This window comes from Streptomyces lucensis JCM 4490, from assembly GCF_014650035.1.
Classification (GTDB): domain Bacteria; phylum Actinomycetota; class Actinomycetes; order Streptomycetales; family Streptomycetaceae; genus Streptomyces; species Streptomyces lucensis.
The window spans coordinates 603,421-622,384 of sequence record NZ_BMUE01000003.1 but is presented as its reverse complement, the minus strand read 5'-3'; the positions used below and the strand labels follow the sequence as shown (position 1 = coordinate 622,384).

The window sequence follows — 18,964 nt, the reverse complement described above, 5'->3', positions numbered from 1 at the left end:
GAGGGCACCGGCATGGACGAGCGGTCGCCGGCGGAGCATGCGGGCCCGGTTGCGCCGTTGAGGATGGACGCGCTGCTCAATGAGCTGCAGGAACACGTCCAGCGGGTCCGGGGCGGGCGGGACCGCATGCAGACGCTGCTGGACGCGGTCATGGCGATCGGCAGCGACCTCGAACTGGAGGACCTGCTGCGGCGGATCGTGCAGTCCGCCGTCGAGCTGGTGGACGCTTCCTACGGCGCGTTGGGCGTCGTCGGCGAGGAAGGCAGGATCCGGCAGTTCGTCACCGTCGGGATGGACGAGGAGACGATCGCGGAGATCGGCCACTACCCCGAGGGCCACGGCATCCTGGGCCTGCTCATCCGCGAACCCCGGCCACTGCGCCTGATCGACCTCGGGGAGCACCCGGAGTCGACGGGATTCCCGCCGGGGCATCCGCCCATGCGCACGTTCCTGGGCGCCCCCGTGCAGGTGCGCGGCAAGGTCTTCGGCAACCTGTACCTGACGGACAAGCGCGGCGGGCTGCCCTTCGACGCCGACGACGAAGTGGTGATGCAGAGCCTGGCCGCGGCCGCCGGTGTGGCGATCGACAACGCCCGGCTCTACGACGACAGCCGGCACCGCGCGCGCCGGCTGTCCGCCAGCGCGGACATGACGCGTGCCCTGCTGTCGGGGGCGCCGCCCGAGGAGATACTGCGGTCACTGGCCGACACCGTCCGGCAGATGACGGGAAGCGACCTGGTCACCCTCGCCCGCCCCGTGGGGGAGGGCCCGGACCTGGTCGTGGAGGCCGCGGCCGGTGAGACGGCCGACCAGGTGCTCGGCCTGGCGCTGCCGGCGACCACCCTGGCGGCGAAGGTGTTCACCACCGGGGAGCCGGTCACCAGTGAGGCCCTCAGCGACGATCCCCGTGGCGCGGGCGGCAGCGCCTCCGTGGTGCGCCTGGGCGCCGCCTTCTTCGTGCCCGTGGGAGACAGCGAGGGGGTGCGGGGCGTTCTGCAGGTGGCCAACGAACCCGGCAGGCCCGCCTTCAGCGACGCGGCCTTCGAGATGGTGCTCACCTTCGCCGACCAGGCGGCCCTGGTGCTCAAGATCGCCGAGCACCGCCGGGAGACCGAACAGCTCACGCTCCTCGGTGACCGCGACCGCATCGCCCGCGACCTGCACGACCAGGTCATCCAGCGGCTCTTCGCCGACGCGCTGACCCTGCAGGCGGTGCTCGGCCGCGTACGCGACCAGCCCGTCGCCGCCGAACGCATCCAGCGGGTCGTGGACGACCTGGACGACACCATCAAGATCATCCGGTCGACCATCTTCGGCCTGCAGCACCGCGACCGGGAGGAACGGTCCGGCGGCCTGCGCGCCCAGTTGCTGTCCCTGACGGACGAGGCCACCCGGACGCTCGGCTTCACCCCGGCCCTGCGCATGACCGGCCTGCTGGACACCGACGTGCCCGCCACCCACGCCGGCCATCTCCTCGCCGTCCTGCGCGAGGCCCTGTCCAACGCGGCGAAGCACGCGCAGGCGACCGCGGTGGAGGTCACCGCCGAGGCGTCCGGCCGGACGCTCCGGCTGACCGTCGCCGACGACGGCCGCGGCGTCGACCCGGCCGTCACCCGCTGCAGCGGACTGGCCAACCTGCGCAGTCGCGCCGGGGAACTCGGCGGGACCTTCCGCGTCGTTCCCGGCGACCCGTCCGGAACGCTCCTGGAGTGGACGGTGCCCCTGCCCGTCGGCGACGGCGGCTGAACCGCCGCCGGACGCCTACGGCGCCGAGGGCGCCGGCAGCGCCGGCGTCCCCACGTCCGGGAGGTCGTCGGCCGCCGTGAGGCGGACGCCGGTGACCAGGTCCGGCCGGATGCGCACGGCGTAGTCCATCGTCTGCCGCACCCAGGGCGCCAGCAGGCCCCCGTGGCGCGCCAGTTCCGCCGGATCGGTCACCAGATGGGCGTAGCCGGTGACCACCACGCTCCAGCCGAGGTGGGTGTCCGGGTCGATGACGTCGGCCTCGTAGGCGACGACGACGCCGGAGCCGCCCGCCTCCTCGGTGTGCGAGGTGAGGGCGGCTCCCTCGTGGGTGCGGATGACGACGTCGCCGTCGACCAGGACGTGGTTCACCGGGCGCACGGTCGGCAGGGCGTGCCGCGTGAAGACGATCCGGCCGAGCGAGACGCTGCCGAGAAGCCGCAGGGCCTCGTCGGGGTCCAGCTCGACGCTCTGGCGCGGCCCGGCGGGGAGGGAGCGGGTGCTGTCGATGGTCATGGAGGTCTTCCGTGCGGTCTCGTGACCCACTGCCGTGGGTCTTGGGGCGACGTGCGACGTCCTGGCGTCGGTCCGCCGCAGGACACCGGGGCGCGCGCCGCGGACGGACACCGTCGGGTCATTCGACGCCCGCCGCCGCCTGCCGCACCAGGGCCGTTCGGCCCTAGTCGTGCCGTCCGTCCGGCCCCGCCCACCGCAGCCGCGGTGAGCCCATGGCCGGCCCGCGGGAAGCGGCCGGCGGCCGTGATCACGCCGGATGCCGGATGCGGGAGACTGGAGGCGGACAGGGCCCACCGGCCCTGTCCGTACGTCTGGACGCGAGCAGGGAGCGATTGATGGCAGACAGCGAGCAGCACGGCCCCGGCAACCCGATCCGGGTCTTCCTGATGGACGACCACGAGGTGGTACGGCGTGGCGTGCGCGACCTGCTGAACGACGAGCCGGACATCGAGGTCATCGGTGAGGCCGGGACCGCGGAGCAGGCCCTGGTCCGCGTCCCCGCGCTGCGCCCGCACGTGGCGGTGCTCGACGTCCGCCTGCCCGACGGCGACGGCGTCTCCGTGTGCCGGGAGCTGCGCTCGCGGATGCCCGAACTGGCCTGCCTGATGCTGACCTCCTTCGACGACGAGGAGGCCCTGCTGGACGCGATCATGGCGGGTGCCTCGGGATACGTCCTGAAGCAGATCCAGGGCTCGGACCTGGTCTCCGCGGTGCGCACGGTCGCCGCCGGCCAGTCGCTGCTCGATCCGAGCGCCACCACCAGGCTGATGGCCCGGCTGCGCGACGGGCAGCAGAAGGAGGAGGAGCCGGAGGCGCTGCCGGGCCTGACCGACCGGGAACGGGAGATCCTGGCCCTGATCGGCGAGGGCCTGACCAACCGGCAGATCGGACAGCGCCTGTACCTGGCCGAGAAGACGGTGAAGAACCACATCTCCCGCCTGCTGGCCAAGCTCGGCGTGGAGCGCCGGGTCCAGGCCGCCGTGATCGCCACTCAGGTGAGGGACCGGCAGAAGCAGGACCGCGGCTGACGGCCGGGACGGTGACGCGGGTCACCGTCCCGGCCGCACAAGCCCGTTGCCGTGATGCGGGAGAAGGGCCCCCGGCGGGCGCCCTGGGCTGAGCGGGCCCCGGCGGCCGGGACCAATGGGTCCCGGGCGGGGCCGAGCGGCCACTGACCATGTGCTGCGCGGCGCAGAAAGATCGTTCGCAGATCGACTCACCTGGACGAACTGACGAACCGACGAACTGCGCAAGGAGCACGCCATGCCCGGATCCACACAAGGCCGGAAGGGGGCGCCGCCGGCGGCGCTCGGCCTGCCCGCCGCCTCCGCGCTGGTGATCGGCAGCATCATCGGCACCGGAGTCTTCGCGCTGCCCTCCGCCCTCGCCCCCTACGGACCGATCTCCCTCGTCGCGTTCGTCGTCGTGACTCTCGGCGCCCTCGCGCTGGCGCTGACCTTCGGCGCCCTGTCCAAGCGCGTCCCGGCCAGCGGCGGTCCGTACGTCTACGCCCGCGAGGCGTTCGGCGAGTTCACCGGGTTCCTCAACGCCTGGTCGTACTGGATCACCGCCTGGGCCGGCAACGCCGCGATCGTGGTGGCCTGGGTCGGCTATGTCGAGGTGTTCGTCAACACCGGGCACCACGAGTGGATTTCGGTGCTCCTCGCGCTGGTCGGACTGTGGATCCCGGCCGCGATCAACCTCACCGGCGTGCGCAACACCGGCGCGTTCCAGGTGATCACGACCGCGCTGAAGTTCGTCCCGCTGGTCTTCATGGCCACCGTCGGGCTCCTGTTCGTCGACCCCGCCAACTTCGGCCCGTTCAACGCCAGCGGCCAGTCGGCGCTGGGCGCGATCTCGGCCGCGAGCGCCATCGCCCTGTTCAGCTACCTCGGCCTGGAGGCGGCCTCCGTGGTCGCCGGGCGGGTCCGGGAGCCGGGGCGCAACGTTCCGCGCGCCACCGTCTACGGCACCCTCGTCTGCGCGGTGATCTACATCCTGGGCACGCTCGCCGTCTTCGGCACCGTCTCCCACGGCCGGCTGGGTGACTCGACCGCGCCCTTCACCGACGCGGCGAACAACATCTTCGGTGGCACCTGGGCCGGTGACGTCGTCGCCGTCGCCGCGATCATCTCCGGGATCGGCGCCCTCAACGGCTGGACCATGCTGTGCGCCGAGATGCCGTACGCCGCAGCCCGCGACGGCCTCTTCCCCCGTGCCTTCGCCCGGCTGCGCGGCGAGGGCGACGTGCCCGCGTTCGGCATCGTCGCCTCCACGGTGCTGGCCTCGCTGATCACGGTGTTCAGCTACACCCGCTTCGAGGACGTCTTCACCAAGATCGTGCTGCTGAGCGTGTTCACGGCCGTGATCCCGTACCTGTTCTCCGCCGCCGCCCAGCTGTACTGGCTCCTCGTGCGCGACGCTGAGAAGCCGAACCCCCGGCGGCTCGCCCGTGACGTCACGGGCGCCGCACTCGCCCTCGCCTTCTCGTACTGGTCGATCCAGGGCAGCGGCTACCAGACCGTCTACTACGGCTTGTTCGTCCTGCTGCTGGGCGTGCCCGTCTACGTCTGGCTCAAGCGCGGCCAGGACACCCACGGCGAGGCGGCGCCGGCGGACGCGCGGCTGCGGGCCCAGCCGGAGCGTGCGCCCGAGACGCCCCCGACGCCCCGGAGCACCACCCGAGGGCCGCGCGCCAACCGCATCGGAGGCCAGCGGGACCAGTACGGCCTCCGCCACCACGACTGACCACCCCGAGCACACGAAGGACCCCTCCTGATGAACACCTTCCACGTCGACTCCGAAGTCGGGCGGCTGCGCCAGGTCGTCCTGCACCGCCCCGGCCTCGAACTCTCCCGCCTCACCCCGCGCAACGTCGACGCCCTGCTCTTCGACGACATCCTGTGGGCCAAGCGGGCCCGCGAGGAGCACGACGCCTTCGCCCAGGTCCTGCGCGACCACGGCACCCGCGTCCACTACTTCGCCGACCTGCTCGCCCAGACCCTCGACGTACCCGAGGCCCGCGACTGGCTCCTCGACCGGGTCGTCACCCCGGCCGTCGTCGGCCCCGCCCTCGTCGACCCGGTGCGCGAACTATGCGCCGGCCTGGACGGCGAGACCCTCGCGGGCTACCTCATCGGCGGACTGCTCAAGAGCGACCTGCCGCTGACCGACCCGCGCAGCCTGGTGTGGAGCGCGCTCGACGCCGACGACTTCGCCCTCACCCCGCTGCCCAACCACCTCTTCCCGCGCGACAACTCGTGCTGGATGTACGACAGGCTCTCCGTGAACCCGATGGCCAAGACGGCCCGGCGCCGTGAGAGCCTCCACGCGGAGGCGATCTACCGCTTCCACCCCATGTTCGCGGGCGCCGCGCCCGAGCCCCTGCTCGACGGTGCCGTGGGCACGCTGGAGGGCGGCGACGTCCACGTCCTCGGCAACGGAGCCGTCATGGTCGGCATGGGCGAGCGCACCACGGCGCAGGCCGTCGAGAGCCTGGCCGCGCGGCTGTTCGCGGCCGGAACGGCGAGCCGGCTGATCGCCGTCCAACTGCCCGCCACCCGCGCCTACATGCACCTCGACACCGTGCTCACCATGCTGGACCGCGACGCCTTCGCCATCTACCCCGGTCTGGCCGACTCCCTGCGGTCCTGGACCCTGCGCCCCAGCGACACCCGGCCCACCGGCTTCGACGTGACGCCGAACTCCGACCTGGCCACCGCGCTCGCCGAGGCCCTGGACCTGGACAAGGTGCGGATGCTGTCCGCGCCGCAGGACATCCGGGGCGCCGAGCGTGAACAGTGGGACGACGGCAGCAACTTCCTAGCCCTCGCGCCGGGCGTCGTCGTCGGCTACGAGCGCAACGTCACCACCAACACCTACCTGCGCAAGCAGGGCATCGAGGTCGTCACCATCGCCGGCGCCGAACTCGGCCGCGGCCGTGGCGGCCCCCGCTGCATGAGCTGCCCCGTCGAACGCGACCCGGCCGTCTGACCCCACGTCCCGGGGACACCACCATGACCGTCGACCTGCGAGGCCGCTCCTACCTGAGCGAACTCGACTTCACCGCCGCCGAGATCCGGCACCTCCTCGGCCTGGCCGCCGAACTCAAGGCGGCCCGCCGCGCCGGCACCGAACAGCCCCGGCTCACCGGCAGGCACATCGCCCTCGTATTCGAGAAGACCTCCACCCGCACCCGCTGCGCCTTCGAGGTGGCCGCCGCCGACCAGGGCGCCGCCACCACCTTCCTCGGCCCCGGCGACACCCACGTCGGCCACAAGGAGTCCGTCACCGACACCGCCCGCGTCCTCGGCCGCATGTTCGACGGTATCGAGTACCGGGGCTCCGCCCAGTCGATCGTCGCCGAACTCGCCGTTCACTCGGGCGTACCCGTCTACAACGGGCTGACCGACACCGCCCATCCCACCCAGAGCCTGTGCGACGTGCTCACCATGAGCGAGCACAGCGCCAAGCCGCTCACCGACATCAGCTACTGCTATCTCGGCGACGCCCGCAACAACATGGGCAACTCCCTGCTCTCGATGGGCGCGCTGCTGGGGATGGACGTGCGGATCGCCGCCCCGCGCGCGCTGTGGCCCGACCCCGGCCTGGTCATCACCTGCCGGGTGCTCGCCGGGCGCAGCGGAGCCCGCATCACCCTCACCGAGGACGTCGAGACCGCCGTACGCGGCGCCGACTTCCTGCACACCGACGTCTGGGTCTCCATGGGGGAGCCCGCCGGCACCTGGCGCGAGCGGATCGACCTGCTCCTGCCGTACCAGGTGAACGGCAAGACCGTGGCGGCGACCGGCAACCCGGACGTCAAGTTCATGCACTGCCTGCCGGCGCTGCACGACGAGAGGACGAGTCTCGGCCGGGAACTTCGGGCCACCTACGGCCTGAGCGGGCTGGAGGTCACCGACGAGGTCTTCTCCTCACCCGTCTCCATCGTGTTCGACCAGGCGGAGAACCGGCTGCACACCATCAAGGCCGTCCTCGTGGCCACCCTGGAGGACTGAACCATGCGCATCGTCGTCGCCCTCGGCGGAAACGCCCTGCTGCACCGCGGGGAACGCCCCGACGCGGCCGTCCAGCAGGCCAACATCGACCGGGTCGCCATGGCGCTCGCGGCCCTCGCCAAGGAACACGAGCTGGTCGTCACCCACGGCAACGGCCCGCAGATCGGGCTGCTCGCCATGGAGAGCGAGGCCGACCCCGCGCTCAGCGCACCGTACCCGCTCGACCTGCTCGGGGCGCAGACCCAGGGCATGATCGGCTCGTTGCTGGCCCGCGCCCTGCACGACACCCTGCCGGGGCACCGGATCGCCGCGCTCGTCACGCACACCGTCGTGCGGGCCGACGATCCCGCGTTCACCCGGCCCGTGAAGTTCGTCGGCCAGGTGTACTCCCGGACCGTGGCCGAGGAACTGGCCCGCAAGCGGGGCTGGCGCATCGCCCGGGACACCACGGGCTGGCGCCGTGTCGTCCCCTCTCCGGCGCCCGAACGGGTCCTGGAGACCGACACCGTCCACGACCTGCTGGGCCTGGGCGCGCTGGTGATCTGCGGCGGCGGGGGCGGAGTCCCCGTCACCGCCGACGCCGACTGCGGCGCCCTGACCGGTGTGGAGGCCGTCGTCGACAAGGACCTCACCGCCGCCCTGCTCGCCGAGGACCTGAAGGCCGACTTCCTCCTCATCCTCACCGACGTGCCCTGCGTGTACGAGCGGTACGGCACCCCCGACCAGCGGCCCGTGCCCGACGCCACGCCCGCCGACCTGCGCCACGGCGGCTTCCCCGACGGCTCCATGGGCCCCAAGGCCGAGGCCGCCGCGCGGTTCGTGGAACGCACCGGAGGACTGGCCGCGATCGGCGCCCTGGACGCCGCCTACGAGATCGTCCACGGCCGGGCCGGCACCCTCGTCCGCCCGGACCTCACGGTCGGCTGACAGGAGCCGCGGTCCCCGCGGCGGGTCCCGGCGCTCGCCGACAGGCCCGGCGGACAGGGACGTTGAGCCCCATCGCCCGAGCCCTTCGGCATCCGGCGCGGCACCCCGCCGGCCGCGAGAGTGGGGGTGCCGGCCGGCACCGATCGAGTTCGCCTTCGAGGCCGCCGCCAGCCGTGGCGTGCCCCTGCGGGTGCTGCACGGCTGGAACGAGCCGTACTACTACCCCTACGGAATGTCCCCCGACCCCCAGGTCACCGAAATGCTGGCGCAGAGCGATGCGGACGCCCTCACCGAGGTGCTGCAGCCGTGGAGGCAGAAGCACCCCGGCGTGGAGGTCGTGACGGACTCCCGTTCCGGCAGCCCTTCGCTCCTCCTCATCGACGCCTCCCACGAGGCCTCCCTGGTCGTCGTCGGCCGGCGCGTCCGCCGCTCGTCCGTCGGCGCCCACATCGGCCCCGTCGCCCACGCCGTCCTGCACCACGCGGCGGCCCCCGTCGCGGTCGTCGCCCACGACTGAGCGGAGAGAAATCATGACCGCAGCCCGGCAGCAGCCGCGCGCCTACCTCGTCGGCGGGGGCATCGCCTCGCTGGCAGCCGCCGTCTTCCTCGTCCGCGACGCGGGCCTCGCCGGACAGGACATCCACATCCTGGAGGAACTGCCGCTCGCCGGGGGCTCCATGGACGGACGCGGCGAGCCCGCCGGATACGTCTCCCGCGGCGGGCGCATGCTGGAGGACGAGGCCTACACCTGCCTGTGGAACCTCCTGGAGACCATTCCCACCCTGACCGACGAGACGGTGTCGGTGCGCGAGGAGATCCGCGCCTTCAACGCCAAGTGGCCCACCGACGCCAAGGCCCGCCTGATCGGCAAGGGCGCCGAGATCCTCGACGCGTCCGACTACGGCCTCGACACCCGGGACCGCCTGGAGCTGACCCGGCTGCTCGTGCTGCCGGAAGCCGTGATCGGGGCCCGCCGGATCGAGGACTTCTTCTCCCCGCACTTCTTCGAGACCAACTTCTGGACGATGTGGCGCACCACCTTCGCCTTCCAGAACTGGCACAGCGCGATCGAGCTGCGCCGCTACTTCCTGCGCTTCATGCAGGAGTTCCCGCGCATGCACACGCTCGCGGGCGTGCGCCGCACCCGTCTCAACCAGTACGACTCGATCATCCGCCCGGTGCGGGCCTGGCTCGAGGAGTGCGGCGTGCGCTTCGAGCACGGCGTGCGGGTCACGGACGTCGACTTCGCCACCGGTGACGACGGCACCCGCCGGGCCCGGCGTCTGCACCTCGACCGGGCCGGCGAACCGGACACCTACGACCTCGGCGACACCGACTACGCGTTCGTCACCCTCGGCTCGATGACCGCCGACGCGGCCTACGGCGGCGACGACCACGCACCGGAACTGATCCGTGACAAGCGGGACGGCGCCTGGCGGCTGTGGGAGACGATCGCCGCGAAGGCCGACGACTTCGGCCGGCCGGCCGCCTTCCACGGCAACGTCGACGAGGCCAAGTGGGAGTCCTTCACCCTCACCATGCGCAGTCCGCTGCTGCTGCACCGCATCGAGGAACTGTCCGGCAACCTCCCCGGCACGGGCGCCCTGATGACGTTCAAGGACTCCGGCTGGCTGATGTCCGTCGTGGTCCCGCACGCCCCGCACTTCGAGGGCCAGCCGGAGGACGTCCACACCCTGTGGGGGTACGGCCTGTTCGCCGACAACGAGGGCGACTTCGTCGGCAGGCCCATGGCCGGGGCCACCGGCCGGGAGATCCTCACCGAACTCCTCGGCCACCTCGGCCTGTCGGACATCGAGGACCGCGTCGCGGCCACCACGACCGTCATCCCGGTGATGATGCCCTACATCACCAGCCAGTTCGCTCCCCGCACCACCGGCGACCGGCCGCTCGTCATCCCCCGCGGCTCGGCGAACTTCGCCTTCCTCGGCCAGTTCACGGAGATTCCCGAGGACGTCGTCTTCACCGTGGAGTACTCCGTCCGCGGTGCCATGCACGCCGTCTACGGTCTGCTGGGTCTCGACCACGAGATCCCCGGCGTCTACCACGCCCTCGCCGACCCGAAGACGGCGCTGGGAGCGCTCAAGGCGGCCCTGGCCTGAACCACCCGGCGGTGAGCGGGCCGGCGAGGGGCCCGGGTCACCCGGACGGAGCGCACACGGTGAGCCCCGGACCGCCGGCGGACCCGGCCCCCGTACGATGGCACCGATGCCCAGCACCGGACCGTACGTCTCGCGCCCGCCCCGGCGGCACCGCGCGCTGCTCGTGCTCGCGGTGCTGGCGGGGCTGCTGGGCATGCACGCCCTGGCGCCCGGCGGCGGCATGGGACACCGCATGGGACAGGCGGAGCACGCCCGTTCCGCGCACATGACCGCCGCCGTCGCCGCGCAGGACGACTGCCCGGGCGGCGAGGGCCACTGCGGCGGCCACCACCCGCACCACGCCGACGCGGCCTGCGCGTCGGGCGCGGTCAGCGGCGCACCGCAGCCGCCCGCCCTGCTCCCGGACCACGGGACCGTTCTCGCGCCGGCGCACCGCGTACGGTCCCTCAGGGCCACGGCACCGGAAGGCGCCCGCGCCCCGCCCTCCCTGGCGGAACTCCAGCTCCTGCGGATCTAGAGGCCGCGGCGGCCCGGACCGCTCCCCGTACGCGCGGGAGCGCCCCCGGCCGTACCCACGCGTGCCCGCAGCACCCCATCCCACAGCAGGAGTTCCGCATGACCACCCGTACCCTGGCGCGCCGCGCCGCCCTCGTCGCGGCCGCCGCCACCGCGGTCCTCGCCCTGACCGCCTGCGGCGGCGAAACGTCCGGCAGCGGCACCACGGCGGGCGCCCCCGGCGCGAGCGCCACCGCCACCGCCCACAACGCCCAGGACGTCCGCTTCGCGCAGGGCATGATCCCGCACCACCGGCAGGCCCTGGAGATGGCGCGGCTCGCCGCCGGCCGGGCCTCCTCGGCCCGTGTGAAGGATCTGGCCGCCCGCATCGAGAAGGCCCAGGACCCCGAGATCCGCACCATGACCGGCTGGCTCAGGTCCTGGGGCGAGCAGGTCCCCACGGCCGGCATGGACCACTCGGCCCATTCCGGCCACACCGGAATGCCCGGTATGTCCGGCATGCCCGGGATGATGGGCGACGACGACATGACGGCCCTGAAGAAGGCCCACGGCAGGGCGTTCGACACGGCGTTCCTGTCCCTGATGGTCGAACACCACCGGGGCGCCGTCGAGATGGCCGGCACCGAGCGGTCGAAGGGCGCCTACGGGCCCGCACGGCGCACGGCGGATGACATCGTCACCGCCCAGAACGCCGAGATCAAGGAGATGAAGAAGCTCCTCGGCGCCGGCTGACGGCACGGGCGGGGGCCGGCGCCCACGGCACCGGCCCCCGCTCACGGGCCCTCAGACCAGGACCTTCTCCAGCGCCGCCAGCGCGGAGCGCAGTTCGTCCTCCGTGATGGTCAGCGGGGGTGCCAGCCGGATCGTCGAGCCATGGGTGTCCTTGGCCAGCACGCCCTGCCGCATCAGCCGCTCGCTGACCTCACGGCCGGTGCCGATCGCCGGGTCGACGTCGACGCCCGCCCACAGCCCGCGGGAGCGGAAGCCGAGCACGCCCCTGCCGACCAGCTCGGTCAGCCCGTCCCGCAGGACCACGCCCAGCTCGGCGGCCCGGCGCTGGAACTCGCCGGTCTCCAGCAGCTCCACCACGGCCGTGCCGACCGCCGCGGCGAGCGGGTTGCCGCCGAACGTCGAGCCGTGCTCGCCCGGGTGCAGCACGCCCAGCACCTCGCTGCGGGCCACCACCGCCGACACCGGCACGATGCCGCCGCCCAGCGCCTTGCCGAGCAGCAGCACGTCCGGCACGACGTCCTCGTGCTCGACGGCGAGGGTGCGGCCCGTGCGGCCGAGACCCGACTGGATCTCGTCGGCGATGAACAGGCACCCCTTGCGGCGGGTCAGCTCGCGCACCCCGGCGAGATAGCCGTCGTCCGGGATGATGACGCCCGCCTCGCCCTGGATGGGCTCGATCAGCACCGCGGCCGTGGTGTCGTCCACCGCGGCCTCCAGCGCGGCCAGGTCGTTGTACGGCACGACGCGGAAGCCGGGCGTGAAGGGACCGAAGCCCGCACGGGCCGTCTCGTCCGTGGAGAAGCTGACGATGGTCGTCGTACGGCCGTGGAAGTTGTCCGCCGCGACCACGATCGTGGCCCGGTCGGCGGGGACGCCCTTCACGTCGTACGCCCACTTGCGGGCCACCTTGACGCCGCTCTCCACCGCCTCGGCGCCGGTGTTCATCGGCAGCACCATGTCCAGGCCGGTCAGCGCCGCGAGCCGCTCGGCGAACTCCGCGAGCCGGTCGTTGTGGAAGGCCCGGGAGGTGAGCGTCAGCAGATCCAGCTGGCGGTGCGCGGCCTCCACGAGCGCCGGGTGCCGGTGGCCGAAGTTGAGCGCCGAGTAGCCCGCCAGCATGTCGAGGTAGCGGTTGCCCTCGACGTCCTCCACCCAGGTGCCCTCGGCGCGGGCCACCACCACGGGCAGCGGATGGTAGTTGTGCGCGAGAACCGGCTCCTCCGCGCGGATCAGGTCGGCGGACGTGCGCGTGCGCGCGGGTGCGGTCATCAGCGGATCTCCTGGGTGCAGCACTTGATTCCGCCGCCGGCCTTGTGGAACTCCGACAGGTCGACGGGGACGGGGACGTAACCGTGGTCGGCGAGGGCCCCGGCGAGGGCCTCGGCGCGGGGGGCGATGAAGACGTTGCGGCCGTCGGACACGGAGTTCAGGCCGAACGCCATCGCGTCCTCCCGTGTGGCGAGCACCGCGTCCGGGAACAGCCGCCGCAGCACCTCCCGGCTGCCCGCCGAGAACGCCTCCGGGTAGTAGCAGACGTTGTCGTCGTCCAGCACGAACAGGGCCGTGTCGAGGTGGTAGAAGTACGGGTCGACCAGGGTCAGGCCGATCACCGGGTGGCCGAGGAACTCCTGCGCCTCGCGGTGCGCCTCGCGGGTGGTGCGGAAGCCCGTGCCGGCGAGCACGTACCGGCCCGTCCACACCAGGTCGCCCTCGCCCTCGGACACCGACTCGGGGCGGTGGACGTCGTAGCCCGCCGCCTTGAACCAGGTGTCGTAGTGCACCGACTCCGGGCGCCGCTCCGCCGCGTGGAACAGCGAGCCGAAGACCCGGCCGTCGACCACGAACGCCGCGTTGGCGGAGAAGACCATGTCCGGCAGGCCGGGCACCGGCTCCACCGACTCCACGGTGTGACCGTGGGCGCGGTAGGCGCCGATGAGCGCCTGCCACTGCTCCTGGGCGAGATCCACGTCGACGGGCCGGTCGGGATTCATCCAGGGATTGATCGCGTACTGCACCGCGAAATGTCTGGGTTCACAGACGAGGAAGCGCCGGGGGCGCCGCACACGGCTTTCGGACACAGAGGGTTTCCTCCGTTTCCTGTGTGTCACTGAGGGGTGACACAACGGTAGGAAGGGAGGCGTACGGAGGACAAGCGCGAAAAGCTGCGCGTACGTGCAGCATCGCTGCGTCTCGCCGCGGGGAAACGCACGGGTGCTGCGCATGATGCGCCGTCATTGCGGCGCCGCGTGGGTGGCGCCCGCCTCGGGGCTTTCCGGGAGGAGGTGGGAGAGCACCATCACGCTGATCGTCTTGCGGATGAACGGCTCGGCACGGATGCGCTCCAGCACCTCCTCGAAGTGCTCCACGTCCCGCGCCCGCACGTGCAGCAGCGCGTCGGCGCCGCCCGTCACCGTCATGGCCGCGGTGATCTCCGGATGGTTGCGGACGACCTCCGCCAGACGCCTGGGCGGGGCCGCGCCCTCGCAGTAGACCTCGACGTACGCCTCGGTGCGCCAGCCCAGCGCGGAGGGCTTCACCGTCGCCGTGAACCCCGTGATCAAGCCCGTCTCCCGCAGCCGGTCCACCCGGCGCTTGACCGCCGTCGCGGACAGCCCGATCGCCGCCCCGATCTCCGCGAAGCTGGTCCGGGCGTTCGCCATCAGGGCGGTGACGATTCTGCGGTCGAGGTCGTCGAACGAGGGCGTCCTGCTGTTCATGCGGGCACTGTAATCAGCGAGAGGTCCTGGTGCCCGCACGGCGCCTCACGACTGGGTGACGACCATGACCAGGGTCAGCAGACCCAGCACCACCCAGCCGAACCACAGCCAGCCGTTGCTGCCGAGCGCGACGGTGTAGGCGGTCACGGCGACGAGCCCGCCGACCGTGAGCGCACCCATCGCCTTGGTGGAACCGTTCGTGGAACCGGGCATCGCGGCACCCTCCTCGTGGTCCGTCCACGACCATGGTGCCCGTAATCCCGCCCGTCGGGGATACCGCGTGCTCAGCCCTCGCGCGCGTTCAGCGAGGCCAGATAGGCGTTGTACGCCTCCAGCTCCTTGTCCCCGTCCCGGTCGGCGGCCCGGTCCATGCGCTTGGCCTGCCGCTGCTCGGAGCCGTACCACTGGAAGAGCAGCGCGATCAGTACCAGCACGGACGGGATCTCGCTGAACGCCCAGGCGATGCCGCCCGCCGCGTTCTGGTCGGACAGCGCCTCGATGCCGAGCGAGGCGGGGGGGTTGCGGAACGTCTCCACCATCGGGGACGACGCCATCATCAGCGCGATGCCGAAGAACGCGTGGAACGGCATGCCCGCGAACAGCTCCAGCATCCGCATCAGGTGCCCCGGGCGGTGCGGGCCCGGGTCCACGCCGATGATCGGCCAGAAGAAGGCGACGCCGACCGCGAGGAAGTGGACCATCATCGCGACGTGCCCGGCCCTGGAGCCCATCAGGAAGTCGAAGAGTGGGGTGAAGTAGAGGGCGTACAGGCTCGCGATGAACATCGGGATCGTGAACGCCGGGTGGGTGACGACCCGCATGTACCGGCTGTGCAGCAGCGCCAGCAGCAGCTCGCGCGGACCCTTGCGGTTCCGGCCCGCGGTGGGCAGCGCGCGCAGCGCGAGGGTGACCGGCGCGCCGAGCAGGATCAGGATCGGCGACAGCATGCTGATCACCATGTGCTGCACCATGTGCACGCTGAACATGACCATGCCGTAGTCGTTCAGCTTCGTGCACATCATCAGGCCGATGGTGAGCACGCCGACGGCGTACGAGACGGTCCGGCCGGCGGGCCAGGAGTCCCCGCGCCGCCGCAGCCGCACGACGCCCCAGCCGTACAGGGCCAGCCCGGCCAGACAGGCGACGAGGAAGAACGGGTCCGCCGACCACTGGAGCCCCCGCCCCAGCGTGAACGGCGGCAGATCCGTCATCATGCCGTGTCCGCTGTGATCCATCGGGCGGCTCCTGTTTCGTGGGGGTTGTGCGATTCTGTCCGCCCCAAGAGTAGAACCGCCCCCGGTCAGCGCCGTGACCGGGGGCGGGTTGTGCCCGGGCGGACTACAGCACGCACTCCGCCTCGTCGTACCGCTCGGCGGGAACCGTCTTCAGCGTCTCCACGGCCTCCGACAGCGGCACCATTACGACGTCGGTGCCCCGCAGGGCGGTCATCCGGCCGAACTCGCCCCGGTGCACGGCCTCCACCGCGTGCCAGCCGAACCGCGTGGCGAGCACCCGGTCGTAGGCGGTCGGCGTGCCGCCCCGCTGGACGTGTCCCAGGATCACCGGCCGCGCCTCCTTGCCGAGCCGCTGCTCCAGCTCGATCGAGAGCTGCCGCGCGATCCCGGCGAAGCGCTCGTGGCCGTAGACGTCCTTGCCGCCCTCGTCGAACTCCATGGAGCCCGGGCGCGGCTTGGCCCCCTCTGCGGCGACCACGATGGCGAACCGCTTGCCCGCCTCGAACCGCGCGCCGACCTTCCCGGCCAGCTCCTCGATGTCGAAGGGCCGTTCGGGCACGACGATGGCGTGGGCGCCGGCCGCCATGCCGGAGTGCAGCGCGATCCAGCCGGTGTGGCGGCCCATGACCTCCACGATCAGCACGCGCTGGTGCGACTCGGCGGTGGTCTTCAGCCGGTCCAGGGCCTCCGTCGCCACGGTCACCGCCGTGTCGAAGCCGAAGGTGACGTCCGTGACGGCGATGTCGTTGTCGATGGTCTTGGGCACGCCCACGATGGGCAGCCCGTTGTCCGACAGCAGCCGGGCCGCCTTCAGCGTGCCCTCGCCGCCGATCGGGATGATCGCGTCCAGGCCGAGTTCCGCGACATGGCCCCTGGCGCGCTCCACGCCGTCCCGCAGGTGCTCCGGGCGGACCCGGGAGGAGCCGAGGATGGTGCCGCCGCGGGCCAGGATGCCGCCCACGGCGTCCAGGTCGAGCTTCGTGTAGTCGCATTCCAGGAGGCCCTTCCAGCCGTCCCGGAAACCGATGACCTCGTCGCCGTGGTCGGCGACCGCACGGTGCACGACGGACCGGATGACGGCGTTCAGGCCGGGGCAGTCGCCGCCGGACGTGAGGACACCAATGCGCATAGCCCGATATACCTTCTCAACGTGGGCCGGGAAACCGGACCACGTCGTCCGGCGGATTCCCGGTCACCCTACCGGCGCGAGGGGGGGACCCCGTAGCGGGCGTCCGCCTGCTGGACGCGCCCGCACATGTGAGCGGACGAGCCGTCAGGCGGGCCCGCCGCGGCCCTGCCGGACCACGCCGGGGCATCGCCGTGGCGGGGCCTACGCAGGCTGCTGAGCAGCCGCGATGCGCTCGGTGCGGAGCGCCTCGTACCAGCGGTCGTCGACCGGCGGCAGCGCGTTGACGTCGAGCGCCAGCTTCAGCAGCAGGTCGGCGATCTGCGGGTTGCGGGCGAGCACCGGGCCGTGCATGTAGGTGCCGAAGACCGTCCCGTTGTAAGCGCCCTCGGTGCCGTCCCCGGTGCCGTTGCCCTTGCCGATCTTCGTCCGGGCGAACGGGCGGGCGGTGGCGCCGAGGTGGGTGACGCCCTGGTGGTTCTCGAAGCCGGTCAGCTGGGGCAGCCCGAGCTGCGGGTCGATGTCGGCCAGCACGTCGCCGACGCACCGCTCGCCCTCGCCGCGCACCGACACCACGTCGAGCAGGCCGAGGCCCGGCTCGCGCTGGCCGAGGTCGTTGATGAACTCGTGGCCGAGGATCTGGTACCCGGCGCAGACGGAGAAGACGATCGCGCCGTTCTCCACCGCCCGGTGCAGATGGCCGTCCCGGCGCAGCCGCTCGGCCGCGAGCCGCTGCGGACGGTCCTCGCCGCCGCCGATCAGGTAGATGTCGCCGGAGGTCGGGATCGGCTGGTCGCTGCGCACGTCGAGCCGGGCCACGTCCAGGCCGCGCTGCCGGGCGCGGCGCTCCACGACCAGCGCGTTGCCCTGGTCGCCGTAGGTGCTCAGCAGGTCCGGGTAGATCCACACCAGCCGCAGTTGGTTGTCGCTCATGAGGTGATCGCCCTTCGAAGATCAGTTGCCGACGCGGCGGCGCAGGTCCTGGAACGCGGTGTAGTTCGCGATGACCTCGATCCGTCCGGGCGGGCACAGCTGCACGGCCTGGTCGAGGTCGTCGCAGACCTGGAAGTGCTGGTTGGCGACCTCCAGACGGACGGCGAGGTCCAGCTTGCGGTCACCGATCACGAAGATCGGGTGGCCGGTCAGCCGCGTGTAGTCGACGTCCCACAGCCAGGAGGTGTCGGTGCCGTCGGCCCCGCGCGCGTTCACGGACAGGATCACCGGGGCGGGCGGCGGGTCGATCAGGGAGAACGTCTCCAGCCAGCCGGCCGGGTTCTTGGCCAGCAGCAGCCGCAGGTCGCGGTTGTGGAACTGGACGACGTCGTACCGTCCGGCCACGGCCTGCACCTGGTACATCCGCTCCAGGGCGACCTGCGGCGGCACCCCGAAGACGGCGGCGACGGCAGCGGAGCTGGCCGCGTTCGCCTTGTTGGCGCGGCCCGGCAGCTGGAGATGGATCGGCCAGGCGGACCCGTGCGGGTCCAGCACGTGGTCGCCGGACAGCGCCCAGGTCGGCGTGGGCCGGCGGAAGCCGCACTCGCCGCAGAACCAGTCGTCGCCGGGGCGCTGCATCACGCCGCCGCAGGACGGGCAGGACCAGGCGTCGTCCTTCCACATCTGCCCGGCCGCGACCCAGATCACGTTCGGGGAGGAGGACGCGGCCCAGACCACCAGCGGGTCGTCGCAGTTCGCGACGATCACGGCCTTGGTCCCGGCCAGGCCCTCGCGCCAGTTCTCGGCGAGCATGCGGGTCTCGGCCGCGCGGTCCAGCTGGTCGCGGGAGAGGTTCAGCAGGGCGATGCACTTGGGGTCGGTGTCCCGGGCCACGCCGGCCAGGTACTTCTCGTCGACCTCGATCACGCCGAACTTGGCGTCCGACCCGCCCGCGAGCGCCGACGTGATGCCGGCCGGCATGTTGGCGCCGAGCGCGTTCGAGACCACCGGGCCCGCGGCCCGCAGGGCCTCCGCGATGAGCCGGGTGGTCGTGGTCTTGCCGTTGGTGGCGGACACCAGGACGACGTCCAGGTTCTGGGCGAGCCGGGCGAGCAGATCGGGGTCGAGTTTCAGCGCGACCCGGCCACCGATCACCGACCCGCTGCCGCGCCCCGCGGCGCGCGATGCCGCAGCGACCGCCTTGCCCGCGGTCACGGCCAGCTTGGCCCGCGGCGAGAGCGGGTCCGAGTTGCCTGCCATCAGTTCTCGATCCTCCTTGCGTACGCGCCGCGCCTGGGGCCGTTCGGCAGCGTGGTGTGAGCCTCAGCCTATCGAGATCCATTCGCACACCCGAATCCCGGCCCACACCTGGGCGGCGGGC

At 72.3% G+C, this 18,964-nt stretch carries 19 protein-coding genes; 10 read left to right on the top strand and 9 right to left on the bottom strand.

Features of this window, described 5'->3' with window-relative positions; genetic code table 11:
* The first annotated feature begins 12 nt into the window (after positions 1–12).
* Positions 13–1,746, top strand: a complete 1,734-nt coding sequence (locus IE177_RS10660) for a GAF domain-containing sensor histidine kinase (protein ID WP_190015120.1) — start codon at positions 13–15, stop codon at positions 1,744–1,746.
* A 15-nt stretch (positions 1,747–1,761) separates the two neighbouring features.
* On the opposite strand, the gene IE177_RS10655 is transcribed toward IE177_RS10660, so the two are convergent.
* On the bottom strand, positions 1,762–2,259 hold the full coding sequence (locus IE177_RS10655; protein WP_190014954.1) for a pyridoxamine 5'-phosphate oxidase family protein: 498 nt from the start codon (positions 2,257–2,259) through the stop codon (positions 1,762–1,764).
* 335 nt (positions 2,260–2,594) lie between these two features.
* On the opposite strand from IE177_RS10655, the gene IE177_RS10650 reads away from it, so the two are divergent.
* From IE177_RS10650 to IE177_RS10610, 9 genes are all read left to right on the top strand, one after another.
* Positions 2,595–3,287: a response regulator gene (locus IE177_RS10650; RefSeq protein WP_190014953.1), complete on the top strand. Its 693-nt coding sequence runs from the start codon at positions 2,595–2,597 to the stop codon at positions 3,285–3,287.
* Between the two features lie 307 nt (positions 3,288–3,594).
* A complete protein-coding gene (locus tag IE177_RS10645; protein ID WP_373305066.1) occupies positions 3,595–5,007 on the top strand; it encodes an APC family permease in 1,413 nt (470 codons plus the stop codon).
* 30 nt (positions 5,008–5,037) lie between these two features.
* Positions 5,038–6,252 (top strand): arginine deiminase, encoded by a 1,215-nt coding sequence (locus tag IE177_RS10640; RefSeq protein WP_190014951.1) that lies wholly within the window; start codon positions 5,038–5,040, stop codon positions 6,250–6,252.
* Between the two features lie 23 nt (positions 6,253–6,275).
* The gene (gene argF, locus IE177_RS10635; protein ID WP_190014950.1) at positions 6,276–7,277 is read left to right on the top strand and encodes an ornithine carbamoyltransferase; all 1,002 of its coding nucleotides are present in this window, start codon (positions 6,276–6,278) and stop codon (positions 7,275–7,277) included.
* A gap of 3 nt (positions 7,278–7,280) precedes the next feature.
* On the top strand, positions 7,281–8,204 hold the full coding sequence (locus tag IE177_RS10630; protein WP_190014949.1) for a carbamate kinase: 924 nt from the start codon (positions 7,281–7,283) through the stop codon (positions 8,202–8,204).
* 142 nt (positions 8,205–8,346) lie between these two features.
* On the top strand, positions 8,347–8,721 hold the full coding sequence (locus IE177_RS10625; RefSeq protein WP_190015119.1) for a universal stress protein: 375 nt from the start codon (positions 8,347–8,349) through the stop codon (positions 8,719–8,721).
* 13 nt (positions 8,722–8,734) lie between these two features.
* Positions 8,735–10,324, top strand: coding sequence for an oleate hydratase (locus IE177_RS10620; protein WP_190014948.1), 1,590 nt, complete (start codon positions 8,735–8,737; stop codon positions 10,322–10,324).
* Positions 10,325–10,430: 106 nt separating this feature from the next.
* Entirely contained in the window at positions 10,431–10,841 is a 411-nt protein-coding gene (locus tag IE177_RS10615; protein WP_190014947.1) for a DUF6153 family protein, read from the top strand.
* A gap of 98 nt (positions 10,842–10,939) precedes the next feature.
* Positions 10,940–11,572: a DUF305 domain-containing protein gene (locus IE177_RS10610; RefSeq protein WP_190014946.1), complete on the top strand. Its 633-nt coding sequence runs from the start codon at positions 10,940–10,942 to the stop codon at positions 11,570–11,572.
* Positions 11,573–11,623: 51 nt separating this feature from the next.
* Here the strand turns inward: IE177_RS10610 and rocD are convergent, their stop codons facing one another.
* From rocD to IE177_RS10570, 8 genes are all read right to left on the bottom strand, one after another.
* On the bottom strand, positions 11,624–12,841 hold the full coding sequence (rocD, locus tag IE177_RS10605; RefSeq protein WP_190014945.1) for an ornithine--oxo-acid transaminase: 1,218 nt from the start codon (positions 12,839–12,841) through the stop codon (positions 11,624–11,626).
* Positions 12,841–13,650, bottom strand: a complete 810-nt coding sequence (gene ddaH, locus IE177_RS10600) for a dimethylargininase (protein ID WP_190014944.1) — start codon at positions 13,648–13,650, stop codon at positions 12,841–12,843. The genes rocD and ddaH overlap by 1 nt, the downstream gene beginning before the upstream one ends.
* Positions 13,651–13,803: 153 nt before the next feature.
* Positions 13,804–14,289 (bottom strand): Lrp/AsnC family transcriptional regulator, encoded by a 486-nt coding sequence (locus IE177_RS10595; protein WP_190014943.1) that lies wholly within the window; start codon positions 14,287–14,289, stop codon positions 13,804–13,806.
* 45 nt (positions 14,290–14,334) lie between these two features.
* A complete protein-coding gene (locus tag IE177_RS10590) occupies positions 14,335–14,502 on the bottom strand; it encodes a hypothetical protein (RefSeq protein ID WP_190015134.1) in 168 nt (55 codons plus the stop codon).
* Positions 14,503–14,573: 71 nt separating this feature from the next.
* Positions 14,574–15,524, bottom strand: a complete 951-nt coding sequence (locus IE177_RS10585; RefSeq protein WP_190014942.1) for a cytochrome c oxidase assembly protein — start codon at positions 15,522–15,524, stop codon at positions 14,574–14,576.
* A 103-nt stretch (positions 15,525–15,627) separates the two neighbouring features.
* Positions 15,628–16,653 carry a 6-phosphofructokinase gene (locus IE177_RS10580; protein WP_190014941.1) on the bottom strand — a complete coding sequence of 342 codons (1,026 nt, stop codon included), beginning with the start codon at positions 16,651–16,653 and terminating at the stop codon, positions 15,628–15,630.
* A 201-nt stretch (positions 16,654–16,854) separates the two neighbouring features.
* Positions 16,855–17,583: a type 1 glutamine amidotransferase gene (locus IE177_RS10575; protein ID WP_190014940.1), complete on the bottom strand. Its 729-nt coding sequence runs from the start codon at positions 17,581–17,583 to the stop codon at positions 16,855–16,857.
* A gap of 21 nt (positions 17,584–17,604) precedes the next feature.
* Complete coding sequence (locus IE177_RS10570; RefSeq protein WP_190014939.1) at positions 17,605–18,843, bottom strand: MurT ligase domain-containing protein; 1,239 nt, start codon at positions 18,841–18,843, stop codon at positions 17,605–17,607.
* Positions 18,844–18,964 lie beyond the last annotated feature (121 nt).